The sequence below is a fragment of the Actinomycetota bacterium genome (genome assembly GCA_035540895.1).
GTDB lineage: Bacteria > Actinomycetota > JAICYB01 > JAICYB01 > JAICYB01 > DATLFR01.
This window is the reverse complement of the sequence record DATLFR010000102.1, coordinates 1-19,381: the sequence shown is the minus strand read 5'-3', so window position 1 is coordinate 19,381 and position 19,381 is coordinate 1. Positions and strand designations below refer to the sequence as shown.

The window sequence follows — 19,381 nt, the reverse complement described above, 5'->3', positions numbered from 1 at the left end:
GCCTGGTGACAACACGGAGATGTCGGTTGAGTTGATCACTCCTATCGCGATGGAGGAGGGTCAGCGGTTCGCCATCCGTGAGGGTGGTCGTACGGTTGGCGCCGGCCGAGTCGTGAAGATCGAGAAGTAGGGAGCCATGGCAACGGCGGCAGCGAACCGTATCCGGATAAAGCTGAAGGCCTTCGACCACGAGGTCGTGGACCTCTCGGCGAAGCGCATCGTGGACACCGTGCTGCGTTCGGGCGCCCGCGTGTCCGGACCCGTGCCGCTGCCGACCGAGCGCAACGTCATCTGCGTGATCCGGTCCCCGCACAAGGACAAGGACTCGCGTGAGCACTTCGAGATGCGGACCCACAAGCGGCTCATCGACGTGATCGACCCCACGCCGCGCACGATCGAGGACCTCACCCGCCTCGACCTGCCCGCGGGTGTCGATATCGAGATCAAGCTCGCCGGGGCGGGGGTGCGATAGGCGATGGCAACGGTCATCACCAAGGGCATCCTCGGGCGCAAGCTCGGCATGACGCAGGTCTTCGACGAGGCTGCGCGGGCCATCCCCGTCACCGTCGTCGAGGTCGGCCCCTGCCGCGTCTCCCAGGTGAAGACCCCCGAGAAGGATGGGTACGCCGCGGTCCAGCTCGCGTTCGACGAGCTCAAGCCCGGGAAGCTGACGAAGCCGGAGGAGGGACACCTAACCCGCAAGGGCCTGAAGCCCCATCGCCACCTCGTCGAGCTCCGGGTGGCCGACGTGTCCGGCTTCAAGGTCGGACAGGAGCTGCGCGCCGACGTGTTCGAGGCGGGGGAGAAGGTCGACGTCGTGGGTACGTCCAAGGGCAAGGGGTTCGCCGGTGTCTACAAGCGACACAACTTCGGCGGGGCCCCGGCCAGCCACGGGACGGAGCGCAAGCACCGCGTCCCGGGGTCGGTCGGCGCCGGCACCACCCCCGCACGCGTCTTCAAGGGGCAGAAGCTCCCGGGGCGGATGGGCCACGACCGCGTGACCACCCTCAACCTCGAGGTCGTCAAGAGCGACCCGGAGCGCAACCTCTTGCTCGTCAGGGGTTCGGTCCCCGGTCCGAACGGCGGCATGGTCGTCGTCCGGTCCGCCGTGAGGAGGCCCTCGTGAACGTCAACCTGCTGAACGAGGACGGGAGCCAGGGAGCATCCGTCGAGCTGCTCGACGAGATCTTCGCGGCGAAGGTCAACGTCCCCCTCATGCACCAGGTCGTGACCGCGCAGCTCGCGGCCGCTCGAGCCGGCACGCATGCGACCAAGACGCGGGCCGAGGTCCGCGGCGGTGGGCGCAAGCCGTGGCGTCAGAAGGGCACCGGGCGCGCCCGTCACGGGTCCACCCGGGAGCCGCAGTGGGTCGGGGGCGGCACCGCCCACGGCCCCCAGCCGAGGTCCTACCGGCAGTCGATCCCCAAGAAGATGAAGGCGCTCGCCCTGCGCTCGGCCCTGTCCGTGCGCGCCGGCGACGGGAAGGTCGTCGTGGTGGAGGACATGTCCTTCGACCAGCCGAAGACGTCCCGCGCAGCCAAGGCACTCAAGACGTGGAACCTGCCCGGGCGACCGCTCGTCGTGCTCGCGGGAGACGAGACGGCACTCGCCTACTCCTTCCGCAACATCGACGGCGTCCACGTGATCGCCGAGGGACAGCTGAACGTCTACGACATCCTGCGCGCGGACACCGTGGTCTTCGCCCGCCGGGCGCTCGACGCCTTCCAGTCCCGGGCGGCCGTCCTGCCCGGACGGCGTGGCGGCGGGTCCGCGGCCTCCGACGAGGAGCCGGGGATCGAGACGCCCGCCGACGTCGCGCAGTACACGGCACCCCAGCCGATCGACGACGAGGGGGTGACGTCGTGAACCGCGAGGCCCGCGACATCATCATCCGCCCCGTGATCTCCGAGAAGAGCTACGCGGAGGCCGAGCGCGGCAAGTACACCTTCGTCGTGGCCGCGAAGGCGACGAAGCCTGACATCCGTCGCGCGGTCGAGGAGATCTGGGGCGTCCACGTCCGAGACGTGAACACGATCAAGCGCCGCGGCAAGTCGGTCCGGATGCGGGGCCGGTGGGGCGAGTTCGGGAAGCGCCCCGACCAGCGCCGCGCCATAGTCACGCTCGCGCCCGGCGAGTCCATAGCGATCTTCGAGAGCTGAGAGCCATGCCGATACGTCAGAGGAAACCAACCTCAGCTGGTCGTCGGTTCCAGACGGTCCAGACGTACGAGGGAGTGTCCACGAAGCGCCCCGAGAAGGCGCTCTCGAAGGGCACGTCCAAGTCCGGGGGCCGCAACGTCCACGGCCGGATCACGTCGCGCCGCCGGGGCGGGGGCAACAAGCGCCTCTACCGCCAGATCGACTTCCGCCGGAACAAGGACGGGATCCCGGCCAAGGTGGCCGCCATCGAGTACGACCCGAACAGGTCCGCTCGCATCGCCCTCCTCCACTACGCGGACGGTGAGAAGCGCTACATCCTGGCTCCCGACGGCGTGAAGGCCGGCCAGATGCTCATGTCCGGTCCGGGAGCCGAGATCCGCCCCGGCAACTCGCTCCCCCTCGCGAAGATCCCGGACGGAACGGTCGTCCATAACGTGGAGCTCGTACCGGGGGCAGGCGGCAAGATGGCGCGCTCCGCCGGGACGTCCATCCAGCTGATGGCGAAGGAGAAGGGGTACGCGACCCTACGGATGCCATCGGGTGAGATGCGGATGGTCAACGCGCAGTGCAAGGCCACGGTCGGTCAGGTCGGCAACACCGAGCACGAGCTGGTCTCGGGAGGCAAGGCCGGCCGCAACCGGTGGAAGGGCCGCCGGCCGAAGGTGCGTGGTGTCGCGATGAACCCGGTCGACCACCCGCTCGGTGGTGGCGAGGGGAAGTCCTCGGGTGGACGCCCCGCCTCCACCCCATGGGGCAAGCCCGAGAAGCGTACCCGTCGCAAGCGCAAGCCGTCGGACAAGTTCATCGTGCGCAGGCGCGAGAACAAGCGGAGGAAGTAGCTGTGCCCAGGAGCTTGAAGAAGGGTCCGTTCATCGACGACCACCTCGCGAAGAAGGTCGCGGCGGCCAACGACCGCAACGACCGCCGCGTCATCAAGACGTGGTCGCGCCGGTCGACCATCACCCCCGAGATGGTGGGCCACACGATCGCCGTGCACGACGGCCGCAAGCACATCCCGGTCTTCGTGACCGAGGCGCACGTGGGGCACAAGCTGGGCGAGTTCGCCCCGACCCGCACGTACCGGCGTCACGGCGCCGGCGAGAAGTCCTCGAGGATGAGGTAGCGATGGCTCAGGCACCCGAACAGACCCGCGAGGGAAAGGCGGTCGCGAGGTTCATACCGATGTCGCCGCACAAGGTGCGCCGCTCGGCCGACCTCGTCCGCAACAAGCCGCTGCAGGAGGCGCGCCGCCTGCTGGCCTTCTCGCCGCTGCGCGGGTCGAAGGCGCTCTCGAAGGTGCTCGAGTCGGCCGTGGCCAACGCGGTCAACAACTTCGACCTCCCCGAAGAGAGGCTCGTCGTCCACCGGGTGTTCGTCGACGAGGGTCCCACCTACAAGAGGTGGCGGGCCAAGGCGTACGGGCGGGCCGGTCGCATCCGCAAGAGGCGCAGCCACATCACGGTCGTCGTGCGCGCCGCAGGAGGAGGATCCTAGATGGGCCAGAAGATCAACCCCTACGGCTTCCGGCTCGGGATCACCACCGACTGGAAGGCGCGTTGGTTCGCGGACCGCAAGCAGTACAAGAACTACCTGCACGAGGACCTCAAGATCCGCGAGTACATCAAGCGCGAGCTCCCGCACGCCGGCATCTCGCGCGTCGAGATCGAGCGGACCCGCGACCGGATCCGCGTCGACATCCACACGGCCAGGCCGGGCATCGTGATCGGGCGCCGTGGCGCCGAGGTGGAGCACCTGAAGCAGAAGATCCAGCAGATGACCGGCAACACCGAGGTGCGCGTCGACGCGCTCGAGGTGAAGATCCCGCAGCTCGAGTCGCAGCTGCTGGCCCAGGCCGTCGCCGAGCAGATCGCCGGGCGCGTCCAGTTCCGCAAGGCCATGAAGCGCGCGGTCGGAGAGGCCATGCGGTACGGCGCCAAGGGCGTCAAGATCCAGTGCTCGGGCCGCCTCGCGGGAGCCGAGATGGCCCGCACCGAGACCTACCGCGACGGGCAGGTCCCGCTGACCACTCTGCGCGCGGATATCGACTACGGGTTCTACGAGTCCCGCACGAAGTACGGCCGCATCGGGGTGAAGGTGTGGATCTACAAGGGAGAGATCCTCCCCGTCCCCGAGCAGGAGCGGATCCGCAAGGCCGCCCAGGAGAGGGTCCGTCGCCGCCGCACCACCAGGCGCCCCGAGGAGTCCGCCCCGCAGGCGGCCGCGACGGGTACCGACGACGCCGCCCAGAGCACGGAAGCCGGGGAGTGAGCAACGGATGTTGATGCCGAAGAAGGTCAAGCACCGCAAGCAGCACCGCCCGAAGCTGCGGTCGACCCCCAAGGGGGGGACGACGGTGGCGTTCGGCGAGTGGGGCTTGCAGGCGCTCGAGCCCGGCTACCTCACGAACCGACAGATCGAGGCCGCCCGTATCGCGATGACCCGCCACATCAAGCGTGGCGGGAAGGTCTGGGTCAACGTCTTCCCCGACCGCCCGCGCACGAAGAAGGCGGCCGAGACGCGGATGGGGTCCGGCAAGGGCAACCCGGAGGAGTGGGTGGCCGTGATCCGGCCTGGACGCGTCCTCTTCGAGATCGCGGGCATCGCCGAGCCGGTCGCGCGGGAAGCGCTGCGTCTGGCCTGGCACAAGCTCCCGATCCGATGCCGGGTTCTCGGACGTGACGAGGTGCCGTCGTGAAGGCGGCCGAGCTGCGCGACCTGGACACGGACCAGCTGCTGGACCGGGTCCGCGAGCTGAAGGAGGAGCTGTTCAACCTCCGGTTCCAGCTCGCCACGGGCCAGCTGGACAATCACCGCCGGCTGAAGTCCGTCCGGCAGGACATCGCGCGGATCCACACGTTGATCCGCGAGCGGGAGATCGAGGAGTGGGAGCGTCGACAGACGCCCGCGGAGGATGGTGCGGAGTGACCGAACAGGCGACGAGAGGCATGCGCAAGACCAGGCTTGGACACGTCGTGTCCAACGCGATGGACAAGACCGTCGTCGTTCGGGTCCAGACGACCGGGAAGCACCCGCTCTACGGCAAGCCGGTCCGTCAGACCCGCAAGTTCTACGCACATGACGAGGCCAACGACTGCCGGGCCGGGGATCTCGTGCGGATAGCCGAGACCCGCCCGATGTCGAAGCTGAAGCGGTGGCGTGTGGTCGAGGTAGTGGAAAGGGCACGCGAGTGATCCAGCAGGAATCGAGGGTCCGTGTCGCGGACAACACGGGGGCCAAGCAGGTCCTCGTCATCCGTGTGCTGGGTGGCTCCCGGCGGCGTTACGCCCGGGTGGGCGACATCATCGTCGGAACCGTGAAGGACGCCCAGCCCGGTGGATCCGTCTCCAAGGGGACCGTCATCAAGGGCGTCGTGGTTCGGTGCGCCAAGGAGACTCGCCGCCGGGACGGGTCCTACATCAAGTTCGATGACAACGCCGTCGTCATCATCGACGAGGCCGGCAACCCGCGCGGCACCCGCGTCTTCGGACCGGTCGCCCGCGAGCTGCGCGAGAGGGGCTTCACCCGCATCGTCTCGCTCGCCCCGGAGGTTTTGTGATGGCAACGAAGATCAAGATCCGCAAGGGCGACCACGTCCGGGTGATGACGGGCAAGGAGCGCGGCAAGGAAGGTCGGGTCCTCATGGTCATGCCCGACGAGGGCCGCCTGCTCGTCGAAGGGGTGAACCTCGTCAAGCGCCACACGAAGCTGCGCACGGCGCGGGGGCGAGCGGGCCAGGAAGGCGGCATCATCGAGAAGGAGGCGCCGATCCAGGTCTCCAACGTCCAGATCGTATGCCCCTCCTGTGGACCCACCCGGATCGCGTACTCGATCCTCGGTGACGGGAGCAAGTCACGTATCTGCCGCAAGTGCGGCGGGGAGCTGTAGACATGGCCAAGAAGGACAAGGGACAGGACGCGGGCACGGGGTTCGGCCCCGATCTCGGCGCCGACTACGAGCCCCGGCTCCGCAAGCGGTACCGGGAGCAGATCGTGCCGTCGCTGATGGGCCGTTTCGAGCTCACCAACGTGATGGAGGCGCCGCGCCTGGACAAGATCGTGCTGAACATGGGCCTCGGCGAGGCCGTCCGCGACTCCCGCCTGATCGACCTGGCCCTGCGAGACCTGGAGACCATCGCCGGCCAGAAGCCGGTGGTCACGAAGGCTCGCAAGTCGATCGCCGGGTTCAAGCTCCGTGAGGGCATGTCGATCGGCGCGAAGGTGACGCTGCGCGGCCCGCGGATGTGGGAGTTCCTCGACCGGCTGCTGTCGGTCGCCCTCCCACGCATCCGCGACTTCCGAGGCCTCAACCCCAACGCATTCGACGGACGCGGCAACTACACGATGGGCGTCACCGAGCAGCTGATCTTCCCGGAGATCGACTACGACAAGGTCGAGCGTCAGCTCGGCATGGACATCACGTTCGTCACGACGGCACGCAACGACGAGCAGGGGTTCGCGCTCCTCCAGGAGCTGGGATTCCCGTTCAAGGAGCGTACCGGCGCCGCGGCGCAGGCTGGATGAGAGGGTTCGGATGACCAGGAAGTCGCTATATGTGAAGACGTTCGAGCGGGAGCCGAAGTTCGGCGTCCGCAAGTACACGCGGTGCCGGCGCTGCGGCCGGCCGCGTGCCGTGTACCGCCGGTTCGAGCTGTGCCGGATCTGCATCCGGGAGCTCGCGCACTCCGGTGAGATCCCCGGTCTGAAGAAGGCGAGCTGGTAGGCGATGGGCACAGGCGTCATATCCGACCCGATCGCGGATCTGCTGACCCGCATCCGCAACGGCCTCCAGGCGCGCCACTCGGAGGTCCTGATCCCGCACTCCAAGATCAAGGCGCGCATAGCCGAGATCCTCATGCAGGAGGGGTACCTCTCGGACGTGCAGATAGAGCCCGACCCGATCCAGTCGAGGATCCGGGTTACGCTGAAGTACACGCCCGACCGGCGTCCGGTGATCAAGGGGCTCCGACGGGTGTCCCGCCCCGGACTGCGTCGCTACTCGGGCCGGCAGGGCATCCCGAAGGTGCAGGCCGGACTGGGCGTGACGATCCTGTCGACCTCCCGTGGTGTCATGACCGACCGCGACGCGCGTCGGTCGGGCATCGGCGGCGAGGTCCTGTGCGAGGTCTGGTGAGGATATGAGCCGCATCGGGAAGATGCCGATACCGATCCCCCAGGGGGTCGACGTGCAGATCGCGCCCGGACGCGTGGTCGCGAAGGGTCCCCTCGGGCAGCTGGAGGCCGCGTTCCCCGAGCGGATCGAGTGCGTGCGGGAGGACGACGCGCTGCTGCTCAAGCGCTCTTCCGACGCCCGCCAGGACCGCGCCTTCCACGGCCTGGCCCGGGCGCTGGTCGCCAACGTCGTCCGCGGGGTCGCCGAGGGGTTCCAGAAGACGCTGGAGATCCGCGGTGTCGGGTACCGGGCGAACCTCGAGGGTCAGGACCTCAACATCCTCGTCGGCTACTCCCACCCCGTGAAGGTCTCGCCGCCTCCCGGGATCACGTTCGAGGTGCTCCCCGGAGGTAACCCCCAGGAGGTCACCGGGCGGATAGTCGTCCGGGGCGCATCGAAGGAGCAGGTGGGCCAGGTGTCCGCCAACATCAGGAAGATCCGCCCGCCGGAGCCCTACAAGGGCAAGGGGATCCGCTACGAGGGCGAACACATCAGGCGCAAGGTCGGGAAGGCGGCTAAGTGATGGCACGCTCACTGTCGGCTCGTACGAAGGCACAGGACCGCCGGGTCGCCCGGCTGCGCCGGCACCGGCGTGTCCGCAAGCGCGTCGTCGGATCGGTCGAGCGCCCCAGGCTGGTCGTCTTCAGGTCCGCCCGTCACATCTACGCGCAGGTCATCGACGACGTCGCCGGACGGACGCTGGCCTCCGCCTCGACGCTGGACTCGGACCTGCGCGGTCAGAAGGGTCCGAAGTCTGATTCGGCCAAGCGGGTCGGCGCACTGCTCGCGCAGCGGGCCAAGGCGGCCGGGATAACCAAGGTGATGTTCGATCGCGGCGGGTACGCGTACCACGGCCGCGTCGCCTCCCTCGCCGAGGGAGCACGAGAAGGAGGGCTGGACTTCTGAACGCGCAGCGCAACCCCGGGGGAGCCGGACGCGGTCGCGGACCCGACGGCGGTCGAGGCCGCGGTCCGGACCGTGGTCGCGGACGCCGCGACCGTGACCAGGCCGACGAGGGCCGTTCCCAGCTCGAGGACCGCCTCATCGGCCGTCCGAACCGCGTCGCCAAGGTGCAGAAGGGCGGCCGGAGGTTCTCGTTCACCGCGATGATGGTCGTGGGCGACCGCGCGGGCAAGGTCGGCGTGGGCTACGGCAAGGCCAAAGAGGTCCCGATGGCGATCGACAAGGCCAAGGAGTACGCCAAGCGCGGGATGATCTCCGTTCCGATGATCGGCCACACCATCCCCCACGAGGTGGTGGGCGAGCACGGGGCTGCACGCGTCATGCTCAAGCCTGCCGCTCCCGGGACGGGGGTCATCGCGGGGGGCCCGGTCCGAGCCGTGCTCGAGTGCGCGGGGATCGAGGACTGCCTCGCGAAGGTCCTCGGCACGAACAACCCCCTCAACGTCGTCTACGCGACGATGGAGGGCCTGAGGTCGCTCCGGCGCCCGGAGGACGTCGCCCGCGTGCGTGGGAAGAGCCTCGACCAGGTCGCGCCCCCCGTGATGCTGCGCCGGATGGAGGCTGCTGCGGAACGGGAGAGCCAGCTCCGCGCCGAGGCCGAGGCCAAGGAAGCGCAGGCGAAGGCCGAGGCGGAGGCGGCTCAGGCGCGCCGCAAGGCCGCCCAGGAGGCGAAGGCAGCCGCCGAGGCAGCCGCCGCAGAGCAGGCCGCCACGCCCGAGCAGCCGATCGGGACGGACGCCACACCCGCCGCCGAGCAGGCCGCGCCCGAGCCGACCGACCCGCCGGCGCCTGAGGGCAGCGGCGAGGGGACCACGTGATGGCTCGCATCCGGCTCACCCAGGTTCGCAGCCTCATCGGGCGACCGGCCGACCAGCGCGATACCGTCCGCCGGCTTGGTCTGCGCAAGATCGGCCACAGCGTGGTGCACGAGGACAGCCCCTCGGTTCGCGGGATGGCTTTCAAGGTCCGCCACCTCATCGAGGTGACGGAGACGGATGGCGAGGAAGGCACCGAGTCATGAAGCTTCACGACCTCAAGCCCGCTGAGGGCTCGAAGCACCGCATCAAGCGCGTCGGACGCGGCGAGTCCTCCGGGATAGGGAAGACGTCCGGACGCGGCGTGAAGGGTACGAAGGCCCGCAAGACCGTCCCGCCCGGCTTCCAGGGTGGCCAGATGCCGCTGCAGAGGCGCCTTCCGAAGTGGGGGGGCTTCACCCCGCGCAACCGCGTGGAGTACGCGGTCGTCAACGTCGCCCGCCTCGATGCCACCTTCGACGCCGGCGCCGAGGTCGGCCCCGAGGAGATGCACCGCCACGGCCTCGTCCGCAAGGGGTTGCCGGTGAAGGTCCTCGGGCAGGGCGAGATCTCGACCGCCCTGACCGTGAGAGCTCATCGGTTCTCCGGCGCCGCGGCCGAGAAGATCCAGCAGGCGGGCGGCCGCACAGAGGTGATCTGAGGGTGCTATCGGCGCTCCGCAACGCGTTCAAGGTCCCGGATCTCCGCAAGAAGATCCTCTTCACCCTCTTCATCCTGGGCGTCTACCGCCTCGGCTCCCACCTGCCGGTCCCGGGGATCGACCACCGCGCGCTCCAGGCGGCCATAGACCAGGGGCGGCAGCTCGGCGGGGTCGCCGCCTTCCTGAACCTGTTCAGCGGCGGAGCCCTGACCAGGCTCGCCATCTTCGCGCTCGGCATCATGCCGTACATCACGTCCTCGATCATCATGCAGCTGCTCGCCGTGGTCATCCCCCGACTCGAGGAATGGCAGAAGCAGGGTGAGGTGGGGCACCGCAAGATCACCCAGTGGACGCGCTACCTCACGATCGTCCTCGCCCTGATCCAGTCCACGGCGCTGGTCTTCCTCTTCCACAACGACGAGACGTCGCCGGTGGGGGTGAACGTGATCCCGAACTTCCACCCGGGTCGCGTCGCGCTGATCGTTCTGACGCTGACGGCGGGGACGGGGCTGATCATGTGGTTGGGCGAGCTCGTCACCCAGCGCGGGATCGGCAACGGGATGTCCCTGTTGATCTTCGCGAGCATCATCTCGACCCTCCCCGCCCAGGGAGGCCAGATCTACGCGACGCTGCGGCTCGCCGGGGCCATCTTCTTCCTGGGCATCGGGCTCCTGATCGTCGTCGCGATCGTGCTCGTGGAGCAGGGCCAGCGCAGGATCCCCGTGCAGTACGCCAAACGCGTGGTGGGCAGGCGCATGACGCAGGGCGGGTCCACCTACATACCCATCAAGGTGAACCAGGCCGGCGTCATCCCCATCATCTTCGCGTCCTCGGTCCTGTACATCCCGGTCCTGATCTCGAGCGCGGCGCCCTGGCAGGGGGTCCGTGACTTCGTCGAGCGGTACTTCGTGAACCCGACGAGCGTTCCGTACATCGTCCTCTACGCGCTGCTCATCCTGCTCTTCACGTTCTTCTACGTCGCGATCACGTTCAACCCGACCCAGCAGGCCGACTACATCCGCAAGTACGGGGGTTTCATCCCGGGCATCCGGCCGGGCCGACCGACCGAGATGTACCTGAACAAGGTCCTGACCCGGCTCACGGTCCCCGGGAGCCTCTTCCTGGCGATGGTGGCGATCATCCCCTCCATCGTCAGCGCGCTGACCCGCCTCCCGGAGCACACGTTCCCGTTCGGCGGGACGACGATCCTGATCGCGGTCGGTGTGGCCCTCGAGACGATGCGGCAGCTCGAGTCGCAGCTGCTGATGCGCCACTACGAAGGTTTCCTGAAGTAGGCACCACCACCCGATTCGGACAGGAGTGGGACCAGCGTTGCGTTTGCTCCTCCTAGGACCGCCCGGCGCCGGCAAGGGGACCCAGGCCCGCAAGCTCGCGGAACGCCTGGGCGTGCCTCACGTGGCGTCCGGCGAGCTGCTCCGCCAGGCGGCGGCAGACCGCAGCCCGATCGGACTGAAGGCGAAGGCCTACATGGATCGGGGCGAGTACGTCCCCGACGAGATCATGATCTGGTTCATCTCCGAGCACCTCAACGAGCTCGGGGCGGACGGGTTCGTCCTGGACGGTTTCCCCCGCACGATCGAGCAGGCAAAGGCGCTGGACCTGGAGCTCGACACCGAGCAGCGGCCGCTCCAGATCGTCATCGGGCTGGACGTGCCGGACGACGAGGTCGAGCGCCGGCTGACCGGGCGCCGGACCTGCCCCTCCTGCCAGCGGACCTACCACATGCACTACGACCCCCCCGCCGTGGACGAGGTCTGCGACGAGGACGGCACGAAGCTGGCCACCCGTCCGGACGACGAGCCCGAGACGGTCCGCCGGCGGTTGCAGGTCTTCCACCAGCAGACGGACGGTCTGTACGACTACTTCCGGGAGCGGGGTAACCTGGTGTCCGTCGACGGCTGTGGTGAGCTCGACGAGGTCAGCAAGCGGATCGACGAGGCCATCGAGGCAGGGCCCAGATGACCTGGTCGGGCGGTCGACGGAAGGCTTCGGGTCCGGTAGACTACCTGTTTGCCGTCTCCGCGCGTCCGGAGGCGTGCCCCGGGAAGGCCCGACCGCGGTCGATCGCGGTCCAACTTCGAACGGAGTGAGCTCGTGAAGGTTCGCGCGTCGGTGAAGAAGATGTGTGACAAGTGCAAGGTGATCCGCCGCCGGGGGCGGGTGCTCGTCATATGCGAGAACCCCCGCCACAAGCAGCGGCAAGGAGCGTGACATGGCCCGAATCGCCGGAGTAGACCTTCCACGCGACAAGCGCGCGGACGTGGCGCTGACCTACATCTTCGGGGTAGGGCCGACGACGGCCAAGGACATCTGCGAGCGCACGAACGTGGGTCCCGAGCGCAAGATCCGCGACCTCACCGACGAAGAGGTGGCCAGGATCCGCGAGTGGATCGACGCGAACCTCACCGTCGAGGGCGAGCTCCGTCGGGAGGTCCAGCAGTCGATCCGGCGCAAGATCGAGATCCAGTCCTACCAGGGCCGGCGCCACGTCATGGGGCTCCCGGTCCGGGGTCAGAGGACGCGCACCAACTCCCGCACCCGGAAGGGTCCGCGCAAGGCGGTCGCCGGGAAGCGGAAGAAGGTCGGGAAGAAGGGCTAAGGAGCGGTAGCGAGTGGTCAAGAAGAAGGCAACGGGCGACCGGATCCGCAAGCGTGAGCGCAAGAACATCGCGGCCGGACACGCGCACATCAAGTCGAGCTTCAACAACACCTCGATCACCATCACCGACCCGGTCGGCGGGGTGGTCTCCTGGTCGTCCGGCGGGACCGTCGGGTTCAAGGGCTCCCGCAAGTCGACGCCGTTCGCGGCCCAGCTCGCCGCCGAGGCGGCCGCGCGCAAGGCGATGGAGCACGGCATGCGCCGCGTCGACGTCTTCGTGAAGGGTCCCGGGTCGGGCCGTGAGACGGCGATCCGCGCCCTGCAGGCCGCCGGTCTCGAGGTCGCCAGCATCACTGACGTGACGCCCGTTCCCCACAACGGCTGCCGTCCTCCGAAGCGGAGGAGGGTCTAGTCATGGCTCGATACAACGACGCCGACTGCAAGTTGTGCCGCCGGGAGGGGATCAAGCTCTTCCTCAAGGGCGCGAAGTGCGAGACGCCCAAGTGCCCCATCGAGAAGCGCCCGACGCCCCCCGGTCAGCACGGCATGCGCCGCGCGCGCGGGAAGGACTCGCCCTACCAGGTGCGCCTCCGCGAGAAGCAGAAGGCCCGGCGCATCTACGGCGTGCTCGAGAGGCAGTTCCGCAACTACTACGACATGGCCGCGCGCCAGAAGGGGGCGACCGGCGAGAACCTGCTGCGGATCCTCGAGAGGCGGCTGGACAACGCCGTCTACCGGGCCGGGTTCGCCAACTCCCGGGACGACGCCAGGCAGCTGGTCCTGCACCGGCACGTGCTCGTCAACGGGCGCCTGACGAACATCCCGTCGTTCCTGCTGCGTCCGGGCGACACGATCTCGATCAAGGACAGGTCGAAGGACATCGTCCGGGTCGTCGACGCGGTCGAGCGCGCCCAGGGGCGGACCATCCCCTCCTGGCTGTCCGTCGACCACGGCGCGAAGCAGGCGAAGGTCACCTCGCTCCCCGAGCGCGCCGAGATCGACGCGCCGGTGCGCGAGACGTTGATCGTCGAGTTCTACTCCCGGTAGGCGCACCGGGTCACCACACCGCAGAACCCAAAGGAGGCTCCGTGCTCACCATCACCAGGGCAACCGTGACCGAGGAGGTCGTCGACGAGCGGCTCTCCCGTTTCGTCATCGAGCCGCTGGAGCCCGGCTTCGGGTACACGGTCGGGAACGCCATGCGTCGGACGCTGCTCTCCTCCGTCCCGGGCGCCGCCATCACGGCCGCCAAGATCGAGGGCGTGCTGCACGAGTTCACCACCATCCCAGGGGTGAAGGAGGACGTCACCGACCTCGTCCTCAACCTCAAGGACGTGGTCGTGCGCATGGAGACCGAAGAGGCGGTCGGGGCGCTGCACCTGCGGGCCCGCGGCCCCAAGGACGTGACGGCGGGGGACATCGAGGCTCCCGCGGGCATCGAGATCGTGAACCCGGGCCACCACCTGGCGACCCTCAACTCGAAGGGGCGCCTCGACGTCGAGTTCACCGTCGAGCGGGGCCGCGGCTACCAGGTCGCCGACCGCATGAAGCGCAAGGACGTGATCGGCGTCATCCCGGTCGACGCCATCTTCTCCCCGGTGCGCCGCGTGACCTACGTGGTCGAGCACACCCGGGTCGAGCAGATGACCAACTTCGACAAGCTGGTCCTCGAGGTCGAGACCGACGGTTCGGTCACCCCGCAGGATGCCGTGGTGCACGCCGCCCGGCACCTCGGCGGCCTCGTGGGTCTCTTCTCCGAGCTAGTGGACGGTCCGGCCGAGCCCGAGGGGCTCGACGCGGGCCCGCGTCCGCTCATCGACAGCGAGCGTCCGGTCGAGCAGCTCGACCTCTCCGTGAGGGCGCTCAACTGCCTCAAGCGTGAGGGGATCCACACGCTCGGCGAGCTCCTCGAGTGCACCGAGGAGGACCTCATGGACATCCGCAACTTCGGTGAGAAGTCGGTCCACGAGGTGCGCGACAAGCTCATCGACATGGGGCTCAGCCTCAAGACGAAGGACATCTAGCCATGCCTACGCCGACGAAGGGAGCCAGGCTCGGAGGCAGCGCCTCCCACGAGAAGGCGATCCTGCGCAACCTGTCGCGCTCCCTGATCACGCACGGGCGCGTCGTGACGACGCATGCGAAGGCGCGAAAGCTGCGGCCATACGTCGAGCGCCTGGTCACGAAGGCGCGCAAGGGGACCCTCCACCACCGTCGGCAGGTCCTGTCCGAGCTCGGCGACCGCTCGATCGTGCACCGTCTCTTCGCGGACGTCGCGCCGCGCATGGCGGAGCGTCCGGGCGGTTACACGCGGATCCTCAAGCTCGCCCAGCGCCGCGGCGACGCGGCCGATATGGCGATCATCGAGTTCGTCGAGGAGATCCCGGAGGTTGAGCAGCCTTGAGCGTGAAGCGCATGCTCGTGGCCTACGACGGCACCGCTTTCGCGGGGTACGCCGTCCAGCCCGGCCTGCGCACCGTCCAAGGCGAGATCGAGGCTGCCCTCGAGCGGGTCGTGGGGGAGCCGGTCCGGGTCGCGACGGCCGGACGCACCGACGCCGGGGTCCACGCGACCGGACAGGTCGTCTCGTTCCCCTGCCCGGTGGCGATCGACGCCCCCCGGGTCCAGGGAGCCGTCGGCTCCCGGCTCCCGGACGACATCTCGATCCTCGACGTCCAGGACGCCCCGGACGGCTTCCACGCCCGTCACTCGTGCGTGGGACGGTCCTACGTCTTCCTGATCTGGAACCACCCGTCCCGCCACCCTCTGCTCGACCGCTACGTCGTCCGGGAGGACCGGCCGCTCGACGTGAACGCGCTGGACGACGCGATGCGCGCGATGGTGGGCACCCACGACTTCTCGTCGTTGGCGCGGCTGCGGGATGACCAGGAGCCGGTTCGGACGGTCCTGCAGGCGGGAGCCGAGCGCGACGGCGACCTGATCCGCATCTACGTGACCGCGCGCAGCTTCCTGCATCAGATGGTCCGCAACATGGTCGGCACCGCGCTCGAGGTCGGGCTGGGCCGCAGGCCGGTCGGCTGGGTCGACGAGGTGCTCGCGTCGCGAGACCGAGCCGCGGCCGGACAGACGCTTCCGCCGCGCGGACTCACCCTCGTCGAGGCGGAGTACGAAGACATCGATTGGCCGAACCGTCCGGCGCCCGTTGGGCCATGGGCAGCGGCCGTGGCCAGAGCGATCTGAGGAGAGCGACGTGAAGACGTATACGGCGAAGCCCGGTGAGATCGAGCGCCGGTGGTACGTGGTGGACGCCGAGGGAGAGGTCCTCGGACGCCTCGCCACGCGCATAGCCACCGTCCTGCGCGGCAAGCACAAGCCCACCTTCACCCCGCACATCGACACGGGCGACTTCGTGATCGTCGTGAACTGCGAGAAGATCAGGCTGACCGGGAACAAGCTCGACTCGAAGATGTACCACCGCCACTCCGGCTACCCGGGCGGGCTGCGGTCCCTCTGGTACGGCAAGCTCCTCGAGACCCACCCCGAGCGGGCGATCCAGAAGGCCGTCTGGGGGATGATGCCCAAGACCACCCTGGGCCGCAGGCAGATGAAGAAGCTGAAGATCTACAAGGGCCCCGAGCACCCGCACGCGGCCCAGAAGCCGCAGCCGCTCGACGGGCGCGGACAGAAGCAGAACGAGGAGGCGTAACCGTGGCGGAGACGAGCGGATACGGCACCGGACGACGCAAGCAGTCGGTCGCGCGCGTCCGGCTGATCCCCGGCGACGGTCGGATCACGGTCAACGGCCGTCCATTCGAGAACTACGTGACCTCTCTGGTCCACCGGGTCAAGATCATGGACCCGCTCCGCGTGACGGGCCTCCAGGGCCGCTACGACGTCGAGGCGCTCGTGCACGGCGGGGGCAGCAACGGCCAGACGGGGGCCCTCAGGCTCGGGATCGCCCGGGCCCTGTGCGAGGTCGACCCCGATCTCCGGCCCACCCTCAAGCGCGCCGGCCTGCTCACGCGCGACCCGCGTGTGAAGGAGCGGAAGAAGTACGGTCTGCGCAAGGCGCGCAAGGCGCCTCAGTACTCCAAGCGCTGATACCGCGCCCGCCGTCCATACCGGGGGACCCATGGGCACGCTCTTCGGCACCGACGGCATCCGGGGCGTGGCCAACGCGGGGCTCCCGCCGGAGCTCGCCCTCCGGGTAGGGCGCGCGGTCGCGGTCGCCTGCGCGCGCGGGGTCCTCGGGTCGAAGCCGTCGGGCCGGCCCGTGGTCGTCGTTGGCCGGGACACCCGACCCTCGGGCCGGATGCTGTCCGATGCGGTAGCCGCGGGAGTGCGATCCGGTGGCGCAGACATCCGCGACGTCGGCGTGCTTCCGTCGGGCGGGGTGGCCATGCTCGCCGCCGACGACGACGGGGTCGGCGCCGGTGTGGTCGTCTCCGCCTCGCACAACCCGGCGCCCGACAACGGGATCAAGCTCCTCGGGCCCGACGGCGGCAAGCTCTCCCTCGAGGTGGAGTCGGAGGTGGCGGATCTGGTGGGCTCGGAGCTGGACCTCCCCACCGGGCCGGGGATCGGCGGAGACTCGCCGCTCGTCACCGACCCCGCGCAGAGGTACCTGGAGCTGGTCACGGAGCGGGTCCCCCTCGACCTGAGTGGCATGCGCATCGTGGTCGACTGCGCGAACGGCGCCGCGCGCTGGACCGCCCCCGAGGCGCTGCGCCGCATGGGAGCGGATGTGGTCGCACTCAACACCGGGGATGGCGAGGCGATCAACGACCGATGCGGTGCCACCCACCCAGAGGTCGTGGCGGAGGCGGCCCGGGCGCACGGGTGCATAGGGCTGACCTTCGACGGCGACGCCGACAGGGTGCTCGCCGCCGACGAGCACGGTCGGGTGGTGGACGGGGACGCCACCCTCGCCATCCTGGCGCGGCGGCTGTCCGAGCGCGGAGAGCTGAGCGGCGGCGCGGTGGCCGTGACCGTGATGTCCAACCAGGCGCTTAGACGGTGGTGCGCGAGCAACGCGATCGGCCTGGTCGAGACGCCGGTGGGGGACCGCAACGTCGTGGCGGCGATGTCCGATCGCGGGCTCGTGCTCGGGGGAGAGCAGTCCGGGCACGTGCTGCGCCTCGACCTCGCCCCCACGGGAGACGGGCTCCTCACCGCCCTCTGCCTGCTCGAGGCGGTCGTGGCCGCGGAGGGCAGGCTCGAGGACCTCGTCCCCTTCGCCCCGTTCCCTCAGGTCCTGGTGAACGTGCCGACGAACGGGAGCCCTTCGATCGAGTCGGACGGGGTGCGGGACGCGGTGGCCCGCGCGCAGGAGCGACTGGGGGACGGAGGTCGGGTGCTCATCAGGCCTTCGGGGACCGAACCCCTCGTCCGGGTCATGGTGGAGGCAGCCGAGCACGAACAGGCTCGCTCGGTGGCCGGCGAGCTGGCGGACGCGGTCCGGGAAGCCCTGGGAGGTTGAGATGTGCGGCATAGTCGCGATCCTCACGCGGCCACCCGGACGGGCGGCGCCCGCGGGGGCCGAGGTCGTCGAGGCCGTGAAGCGGGCCGTCGACGGGCTGGGTCAAGCGTCCCCGGTACCGTCCGCCGGGACGATCGCGTCGGCCGCCGCCGACGTCGAGTCGGCCGATGCTCTGCTGACGGGGGTGCCGGGCGTCCTGACCTTGGCCCGGGACGCCGAGGCGCGAACCGCCCTCGAGGTTCACCTGGGGGCGATCGACGCATGGATCGTCGAGGCCGAGACGATCCTGGACGCAGCCGGGGGTGACGCCTCTCACCTCGAGGAGACGAACGCCTCCATGCTCCGCCTCAAGGACGCGGTCTGGGCGGTCCGTCGTGACCGCCTCGTCACGTCTGCCCGGGCGGCCGAGCTGGCCGGTAGGGACGCGTCCGACGCAGCGCTGGCGGCGTTCACCTCCATACAGGTCGCGCTCTCGGCCATCGACAGGCTCGAGGTACGCGGACGCGACTCGGCCGGTGTGCACGTACTCGTGTCGGGTCACGGACTCGACCTCGACTCGCCGGCCCTGCGCTCCCTGCTCGAGACCCGGGCCGCCGATCCCCTCTTCAGGTCCGATGCCGTCAGGACCCCCGACGGCCACCTGGCCTTCGTCTACAAAGCGGCCGCGGAGATAGGCGAGCTGGGCGACAACACCCGCTCCATCCGCGACGCGATCGTCCGTGACGACCTGCTCCATGCAGCCGTCTCCGCCGACGGGTCGCGAGCGACCGTGCTCGGCCACACGAGGTGGGCGAGCGTGGGGATCATCTCGGAGGCGAACGCCCACCCGTTGAACCACGAGGAGGAGGACCGTCCGGACGGCCCCTACGTGGCCGCCGCACTGAACGGCGACGTGGACAACCACGCCGATCTGAAGGCCTCGGCGGGCCTGTGCATACCGGCCGAGATCACGACGGACGCGAAGGTCATCCCCGTCCTCGTGTCGCGGCGGATGTCCGACGGCGACGAGTTGGTCGAGGCCTTCCGGCGCACGGTGGCCTCCTTCGACGGATCCGTCGCGATAGGGGCGGTGTCGTCCGGCGACCCCGGCCGCCTGCTGCTCGCCCTCCGCGGGAGCGGCCAGGCCCTCTACGTCGGGTTCGCCGAGGACATGTTCCTCGTCGCCAGCGAGCCGTACGGACTCGTGGAGCAGTGCCGTACCTACCTGCGCATGGACGGGGAGGCCACGAAGGGTCAGGTCGTCGTCCTCGACGCCGCCGCGGCGGGGAGCGTGGAGGGCATCACGCGCGTCGCCTACGACGGGGGTCCGCTGCCGGTCGCCCCCGAGGAGCTGCAGGCGTCGGAGGTCACGACACGTGACGTCGACCGAGGCGAGTTCCCGCACTACCTCCTCAAGGAGGTGTCGGAGTCGCCGCGCTCCTTCCGGAAGACGCTGCGAGGCAGGCTCGTCGACCGGGACGGGGAGCCCTCCGTCGTGCTCGGGCCCGAGACGATACCTCCCGATCTCGCCGAGGCCCTCCGCTCCCGAACGGTCCACCGGGTGCAGGTGATCGGGCAGGGGACGGCGGCTGTCTC

34 protein-coding genes and 1 pseudogene are annotated in these 19,381 nt (G+C 69.4%); all 35 read left to right on the top strand.

The window, feature by feature from the left end; all coding sequences use genetic code 11:
* A partial coding sequence (locus VM840_06005) for an elongation factor Tu (protein HVL81130.1) occupies nt 1-130 on the top strand: 130 nt, incomplete at its 5' end.
* A gap of 6 nt (nt 131-136) precedes the next feature.
* Nucleotides 137-472 carry a 30S ribosomal protein S10 gene (rpsJ, locus tag VM840_06000; GenBank protein ID HVL81129.1) on the top strand — a complete coding sequence of 112 codons (336 nt, stop codon included), beginning with the start codon at nt 137-139 and terminating at the stop codon, nt 470-472.
* Between the two features lie 3 nt (nt 473-475).
* Entirely contained in the window at nt 476-1,126 is a 651-nt protein-coding gene (rplC, locus tag VM840_05995) for a 50S ribosomal protein L3 (GenBank protein HVL81128.1), read from the top strand.
* Nucleotides 1,123-1,866 carry a 50S ribosomal protein L4 gene (gene rplD / locus VM840_05990; protein HVL81127.1) on the top strand — a complete coding sequence of 248 codons (744 nt, stop codon included), beginning with the start codon at nt 1,123-1,125 and terminating at the stop codon, nt 1,864-1,866. The genes rplC and rplD overlap by 4 nt, the downstream gene beginning before the upstream one ends.
* Nucleotides 1,863-2,159, top strand: coding sequence for a 50S ribosomal protein L23 (gene rplW, locus VM840_05985; protein HVL81126.1), 297 nt, complete (start codon nt 1,863-1,865; stop codon nt 2,157-2,159). The genes rplD and rplW overlap by 4 nt, the downstream gene beginning before the upstream one ends.
* Before the next feature lie 5 nt (nt 2,160-2,164).
* On the top strand, nt 2,165-2,998 hold the full coding sequence (rplB, locus tag VM840_05980) for a 50S ribosomal protein L2 (protein HVL81125.1): 834 nt from the start codon (nt 2,165-2,167) through the stop codon (nt 2,996-2,998).
* 2 nt (nt 2,999-3,000) lie between these two features.
* Nucleotides 3,001-3,282 (top strand): 30S ribosomal protein S19, encoded by a 282-nt coding sequence (gene rpsS / locus VM840_05975; protein HVL81124.1) that lies wholly within the window; start codon nt 3,001-3,003, stop codon nt 3,280-3,282.
* Nucleotides 3,283-3,284: 2 nt separating this feature from the next.
* Nucleotides 3,285-3,653 carry a 50S ribosomal protein L22 gene (rplV, locus tag VM840_05970; protein ID HVL81123.1) on the top strand — a complete coding sequence of 123 codons (369 nt, stop codon included), beginning with the start codon at nt 3,285-3,287 and terminating at the stop codon, nt 3,651-3,653.
* Nucleotides 3,654-4,427: a 30S ribosomal protein S3 gene (gene rpsC / locus VM840_05965; GenBank protein HVL81122.1), complete on the top strand. Its 774-nt coding sequence runs from the start codon at nt 3,654-3,656 to the stop codon at nt 4,425-4,427.
* A 7-nt stretch (nt 4,428-4,434) separates the two neighbouring features.
* A complete protein-coding gene (gene rplP, locus VM840_05960; protein HVL81121.1) occupies nt 4,435-4,854 on the top strand; it encodes a 50S ribosomal protein L16 in 420 nt (139 codons plus the stop codon).
* Nucleotides 4,851-5,084 carry a 50S ribosomal protein L29 gene (gene rpmC / locus VM840_05955; GenBank protein ID HVL81120.1) on the top strand — a complete coding sequence of 78 codons (234 nt, stop codon included), beginning with the start codon at nt 4,851-4,853 and terminating at the stop codon, nt 5,082-5,084. Before rplP ends, rpmC begins: the two co-directional genes overlap by 4 nt.
* 20 nt (nt 5,085-5,104) lie before the next feature.
* Nucleotides 5,105-5,350 carry a 30S ribosomal protein S17 gene (gene rpsQ, locus VM840_05950; protein ID HVL81119.1) on the top strand — a complete coding sequence of 82 codons (246 nt, stop codon included), beginning with the start codon at nt 5,105-5,107 and terminating at the stop codon, nt 5,348-5,350.
* Nucleotides 5,347-5,715: a 50S ribosomal protein L14 gene (gene rplN, locus VM840_05945; protein HVL81118.1), complete on the top strand. Its 369-nt coding sequence runs from the start codon at nt 5,347-5,349 to the stop codon at nt 5,713-5,715. Before rpsQ ends, rplN begins: the two co-directional genes overlap by 4 nt.
* Nucleotides 5,715-6,044, top strand: a complete 330-nt coding sequence (rplX, locus tag VM840_05940) for a 50S ribosomal protein L24 (GenBank protein HVL81117.1) — start codon at nt 5,715-5,717, stop codon at nt 6,042-6,044. The genes rplN and rplX overlap by 1 nt, the downstream gene beginning before the upstream one ends.
* A gap of 2 nt (nt 6,045-6,046) precedes the next feature.
* Nucleotides 6,047-6,679 (top strand): 50S ribosomal protein L5, encoded by a 633-nt coding sequence (rplE, locus tag VM840_05935; protein ID HVL81116.1) that lies wholly within the window; start codon nt 6,047-6,049, stop codon nt 6,677-6,679.
* Nucleotides 6,680-6,689: 10 nt separating this feature from the next.
* Nucleotides 6,690-6,878, top strand: coding sequence for a type Z 30S ribosomal protein S14 (locus VM840_05930; protein ID HVL81115.1), 189 nt, complete (start codon nt 6,690-6,692; stop codon nt 6,876-6,878).
* Between the two features lie 3 nt (nt 6,879-6,881).
* Nucleotides 6,882-7,289: a 30S ribosomal protein S8 gene (gene rpsH / locus VM840_05925; GenBank protein ID HVL81114.1), complete on the top strand. Its 408-nt coding sequence runs from the start codon at nt 6,882-6,884 to the stop codon at nt 7,287-7,289.
* 4 nt (nt 7,290-7,293) lie between these two features.
* On the top strand, nt 7,294-7,851 hold the full coding sequence (gene rplF / locus VM840_05920) for a 50S ribosomal protein L6 (GenBank protein HVL81113.1): 558 nt from the start codon (nt 7,294-7,296) through the stop codon (nt 7,849-7,851).
* Nucleotides 7,851-8,234 (top strand): 50S ribosomal protein L18, encoded by a 384-nt coding sequence (gene rplR / locus VM840_05915; GenBank protein ID HVL81112.1) that lies wholly within the window; start codon nt 7,851-7,853, stop codon nt 8,232-8,234. The genes rplF and rplR overlap by 1 nt, the downstream gene beginning before the upstream one ends.
* The gene (gene rpsE / locus VM840_05910; protein HVL81111.1) at nt 8,231-9,109 is read left to right on the top strand and encodes a 30S ribosomal protein S5; all 879 of its coding nucleotides are present in this window, start codon (nt 8,231-8,233) and stop codon (nt 9,107-9,109) included. The genes rplR and rpsE overlap by 4 nt, the downstream gene beginning before the upstream one ends.
* Nucleotides 9,109-9,312 (top strand): 50S ribosomal protein L30, encoded by a 204-nt coding sequence (gene rpmD / locus VM840_05905; GenBank protein HVL81110.1) that lies wholly within the window; start codon nt 9,109-9,111, stop codon nt 9,310-9,312. The genes rpsE and rpmD overlap by 1 nt, the downstream gene beginning before the upstream one ends.
* The gene (gene rplO, locus VM840_05900) at nt 9,309-9,746 is read left to right on the top strand and encodes a 50S ribosomal protein L15 (protein HVL81109.1); all 438 of its coding nucleotides are present in this window, start codon (nt 9,309-9,311) and stop codon (nt 9,744-9,746) included. The genes rpmD and rplO overlap by 4 nt, the downstream gene beginning before the upstream one ends.
* 2 nt (nt 9,747-9,748) lie before the next feature.
* Nucleotides 9,749-11,041 carry a preprotein translocase subunit SecY gene (gene secY, locus VM840_05895; protein ID HVL81108.1) on the top strand — a complete coding sequence of 431 codons (1,293 nt, stop codon included), beginning with the start codon at nt 9,749-9,751 and terminating at the stop codon, nt 11,039-11,041.
* A 37-nt stretch (nt 11,042-11,078) separates the two neighbouring features.
* Complete coding sequence (locus VM840_05890) at nt 11,079-11,729, top strand: adenylate kinase (GenBank protein HVL81107.1); 651 nt, start codon at nt 11,079-11,081, stop codon at nt 11,727-11,729.
* 132 nt (nt 11,730-11,861) lie between these two features.
* Nucleotides 11,862-11,978 (top strand): 50S ribosomal protein L36, encoded by a 117-nt coding sequence (gene rpmJ, locus VM840_05885; GenBank protein HVL81106.1) that lies wholly within the window; start codon nt 11,862-11,864, stop codon nt 11,976-11,978.
* 1 nt (nt 11,979) lies between these two features.
* Nucleotides 11,980-12,366, top strand: coding sequence for a 30S ribosomal protein S13 (gene rpsM / locus VM840_05880; protein ID HVL81105.1), 387 nt, complete (start codon nt 11,980-11,982; stop codon nt 12,364-12,366).
* Nucleotides 12,367-12,379: 13 nt separating this feature from the next.
* The gene (gene rpsK / locus VM840_05875) at nt 12,380-12,778 is read left to right on the top strand and encodes a 30S ribosomal protein S11 (protein HVL81104.1); all 399 of its coding nucleotides are present in this window, start codon (nt 12,380-12,382) and stop codon (nt 12,776-12,778) included.
* 2 nt (nt 12,779-12,780) lie between these two features.
* Nucleotides 12,781-13,413 carry a 30S ribosomal protein S4 gene (gene rpsD / locus VM840_05870; GenBank protein HVL81103.1) on the top strand — a complete coding sequence of 211 codons (633 nt, stop codon included), beginning with the start codon at nt 12,781-12,783 and terminating at the stop codon, nt 13,411-13,413.
* A 41-nt stretch (nt 13,414-13,454) separates the two neighbouring features.
* A complete protein-coding gene (locus VM840_05865) occupies nt 13,455-14,390 on the top strand; it encodes a DNA-directed RNA polymerase subunit alpha (protein ID HVL81102.1) in 936 nt (311 codons plus the stop codon).
* Nucleotides 14,391-14,392: 2 nt separating this feature from the next.
* A pseudogene (rplQ, locus tag VM840_05860) lies at nt 14,393-14,749 on the top strand (50S ribosomal protein L17).
* A 23-nt stretch (nt 14,750-14,772) separates the two neighbouring features.
* On the top strand, nt 14,773-15,567 hold the full coding sequence (gene truA, locus VM840_05855; protein ID HVL81101.1) for a tRNA pseudouridine(38-40) synthase TruA: 795 nt from the start codon (nt 14,773-14,775) through the stop codon (nt 15,565-15,567).
* A gap of 10 nt (nt 15,568-15,577) precedes the next feature.
* Nucleotides 15,578-16,033 carry a 50S ribosomal protein L13 gene (rplM, locus tag VM840_05850; protein HVL81100.1) on the top strand — a complete coding sequence of 152 codons (456 nt, stop codon included), beginning with the start codon at nt 15,578-15,580 and terminating at the stop codon, nt 16,031-16,033.
* Between the two features lie 2 nt (nt 16,034-16,035).
* Nucleotides 16,036-16,428, top strand: a complete 393-nt coding sequence (gene rpsI / locus VM840_05845; protein HVL81099.1) for a 30S ribosomal protein S9 — start codon at nt 16,036-16,038, stop codon at nt 16,426-16,428.
* A 31-nt stretch (nt 16,429-16,459) separates the two neighbouring features.
* Entirely contained in the window at nt 16,460-17,806 is a 1,347-nt protein-coding gene (locus tag VM840_05840; protein HVL81098.1) for a phosphoglucosamine mutase, read from the top strand.
* Between the two features lies 1 nt (nt 17,807).
* On the top strand, nt 17,808-19,381 hold a 1,574-nt coding region (locus VM840_05835), incomplete at its 3' end, for a glucosamine-6-phosphate synthase (GenBank protein ID HVL81097.1).

What these genes read in the sequence shown, in the direction of transcription:
- rpsJ (HVL81129.1), top strand. Translation starts at nt 137, where the DNA reads ATGGCAACGGCGGCAGCGAACCGTATCCGGATAAAGCTGAAGGCCTTC.
- rplC (HVL81128.1), top strand. Translation starts at nt 476, where the DNA reads ATGGCAACGGTCATCACCAAGGGCATCCTCGGGCGCAAGCTCGGCATG.
- rplB (HVL81125.1), top strand. Translation starts at nt 2,165, where the DNA reads ATGCCGATACGTCAGAGGAAACCAACCTCAGCTGGTCGTCGGTTCCAG.
- rplV (HVL81123.1), top strand. Translation starts at nt 3,285, where the DNA reads ATGGCTCAGGCACCCGAACAGACCCGCGAGGGAAAGGCGGTCGCGAGG.
- rpsC (HVL81122.1), top strand. Translation starts at nt 3,654, where the DNA reads ATGGGCCAGAAGATCAACCCCTACGGCTTCCGGCTCGGGATCACCACC.
- rplP (HVL81121.1), top strand. Translation starts at nt 4,435, where the DNA reads ATGTTGATGCCGAAGAAGGTCAAGCACCGCAAGCAGCACCGCCCGAAG.
- rpsQ (HVL81119.1), top strand. Translation starts at nt 5,105, where the DNA reads ATGCGCAAGACCAGGCTTGGACACGTCGTGTCCAACGCGATGGACAAG.
- rplX (HVL81117.1), top strand. Translation starts at nt 5,715, where the DNA reads ATGGCAACGAAGATCAAGATCCGCAAGGGCGACCACGTCCGGGTGATG.
- rplE (HVL81116.1), top strand. Translation starts at nt 6,047, where the DNA reads ATGGCCAAGAAGGACAAGGGACAGGACGCGGGCACGGGGTTCGGCCCC.
- VM840_05930 (HVL81115.1), top strand. Translation starts at nt 6,690, where the DNA reads ATGACCAGGAAGTCGCTATATGTGAAGACGTTCGAGCGGGAGCCGAAG.
- rpsH (HVL81114.1), top strand. Translation starts at nt 6,882, where the DNA reads ATGGGCACAGGCGTCATATCCGACCCGATCGCGGATCTGCTGACCCGC.
- rplF (HVL81113.1), top strand. Translation starts at nt 7,294, where the DNA reads ATGAGCCGCATCGGGAAGATGCCGATACCGATCCCCCAGGGGGTCGAC.
- rplR (HVL81112.1), top strand. Translation starts at nt 7,851, where the DNA reads ATGGCACGCTCACTGTCGGCTCGTACGAAGGCACAGGACCGCCGGGTC.
- rpmD (HVL81110.1), top strand. Translation starts at nt 9,109, where the DNA reads ATGGCTCGCATCCGGCTCACCCAGGTTCGCAGCCTCATCGGGCGACCG.
- rplO (HVL81109.1), top strand. Translation starts at nt 9,309, where the DNA reads ATGAAGCTTCACGACCTCAAGCCCGCTGAGGGCTCGAAGCACCGCATC.
- rpsM (HVL81105.1), top strand. Translation starts at nt 11,980, where the DNA reads ATGGCCCGAATCGCCGGAGTAGACCTTCCACGCGACAAGCGCGCGGAC.
- rpsD (HVL81103.1), top strand. Translation starts at nt 12,781, where the DNA reads ATGGCTCGATACAACGACGCCGACTGCAAGTTGTGCCGCCGGGAGGGG.
- VM840_05840 (HVL81098.1), top strand. Translation starts at nt 16,460, where the DNA reads ATGGGCACGCTCTTCGGCACCGACGGCATCCGGGGCGTGGCCAACGCG.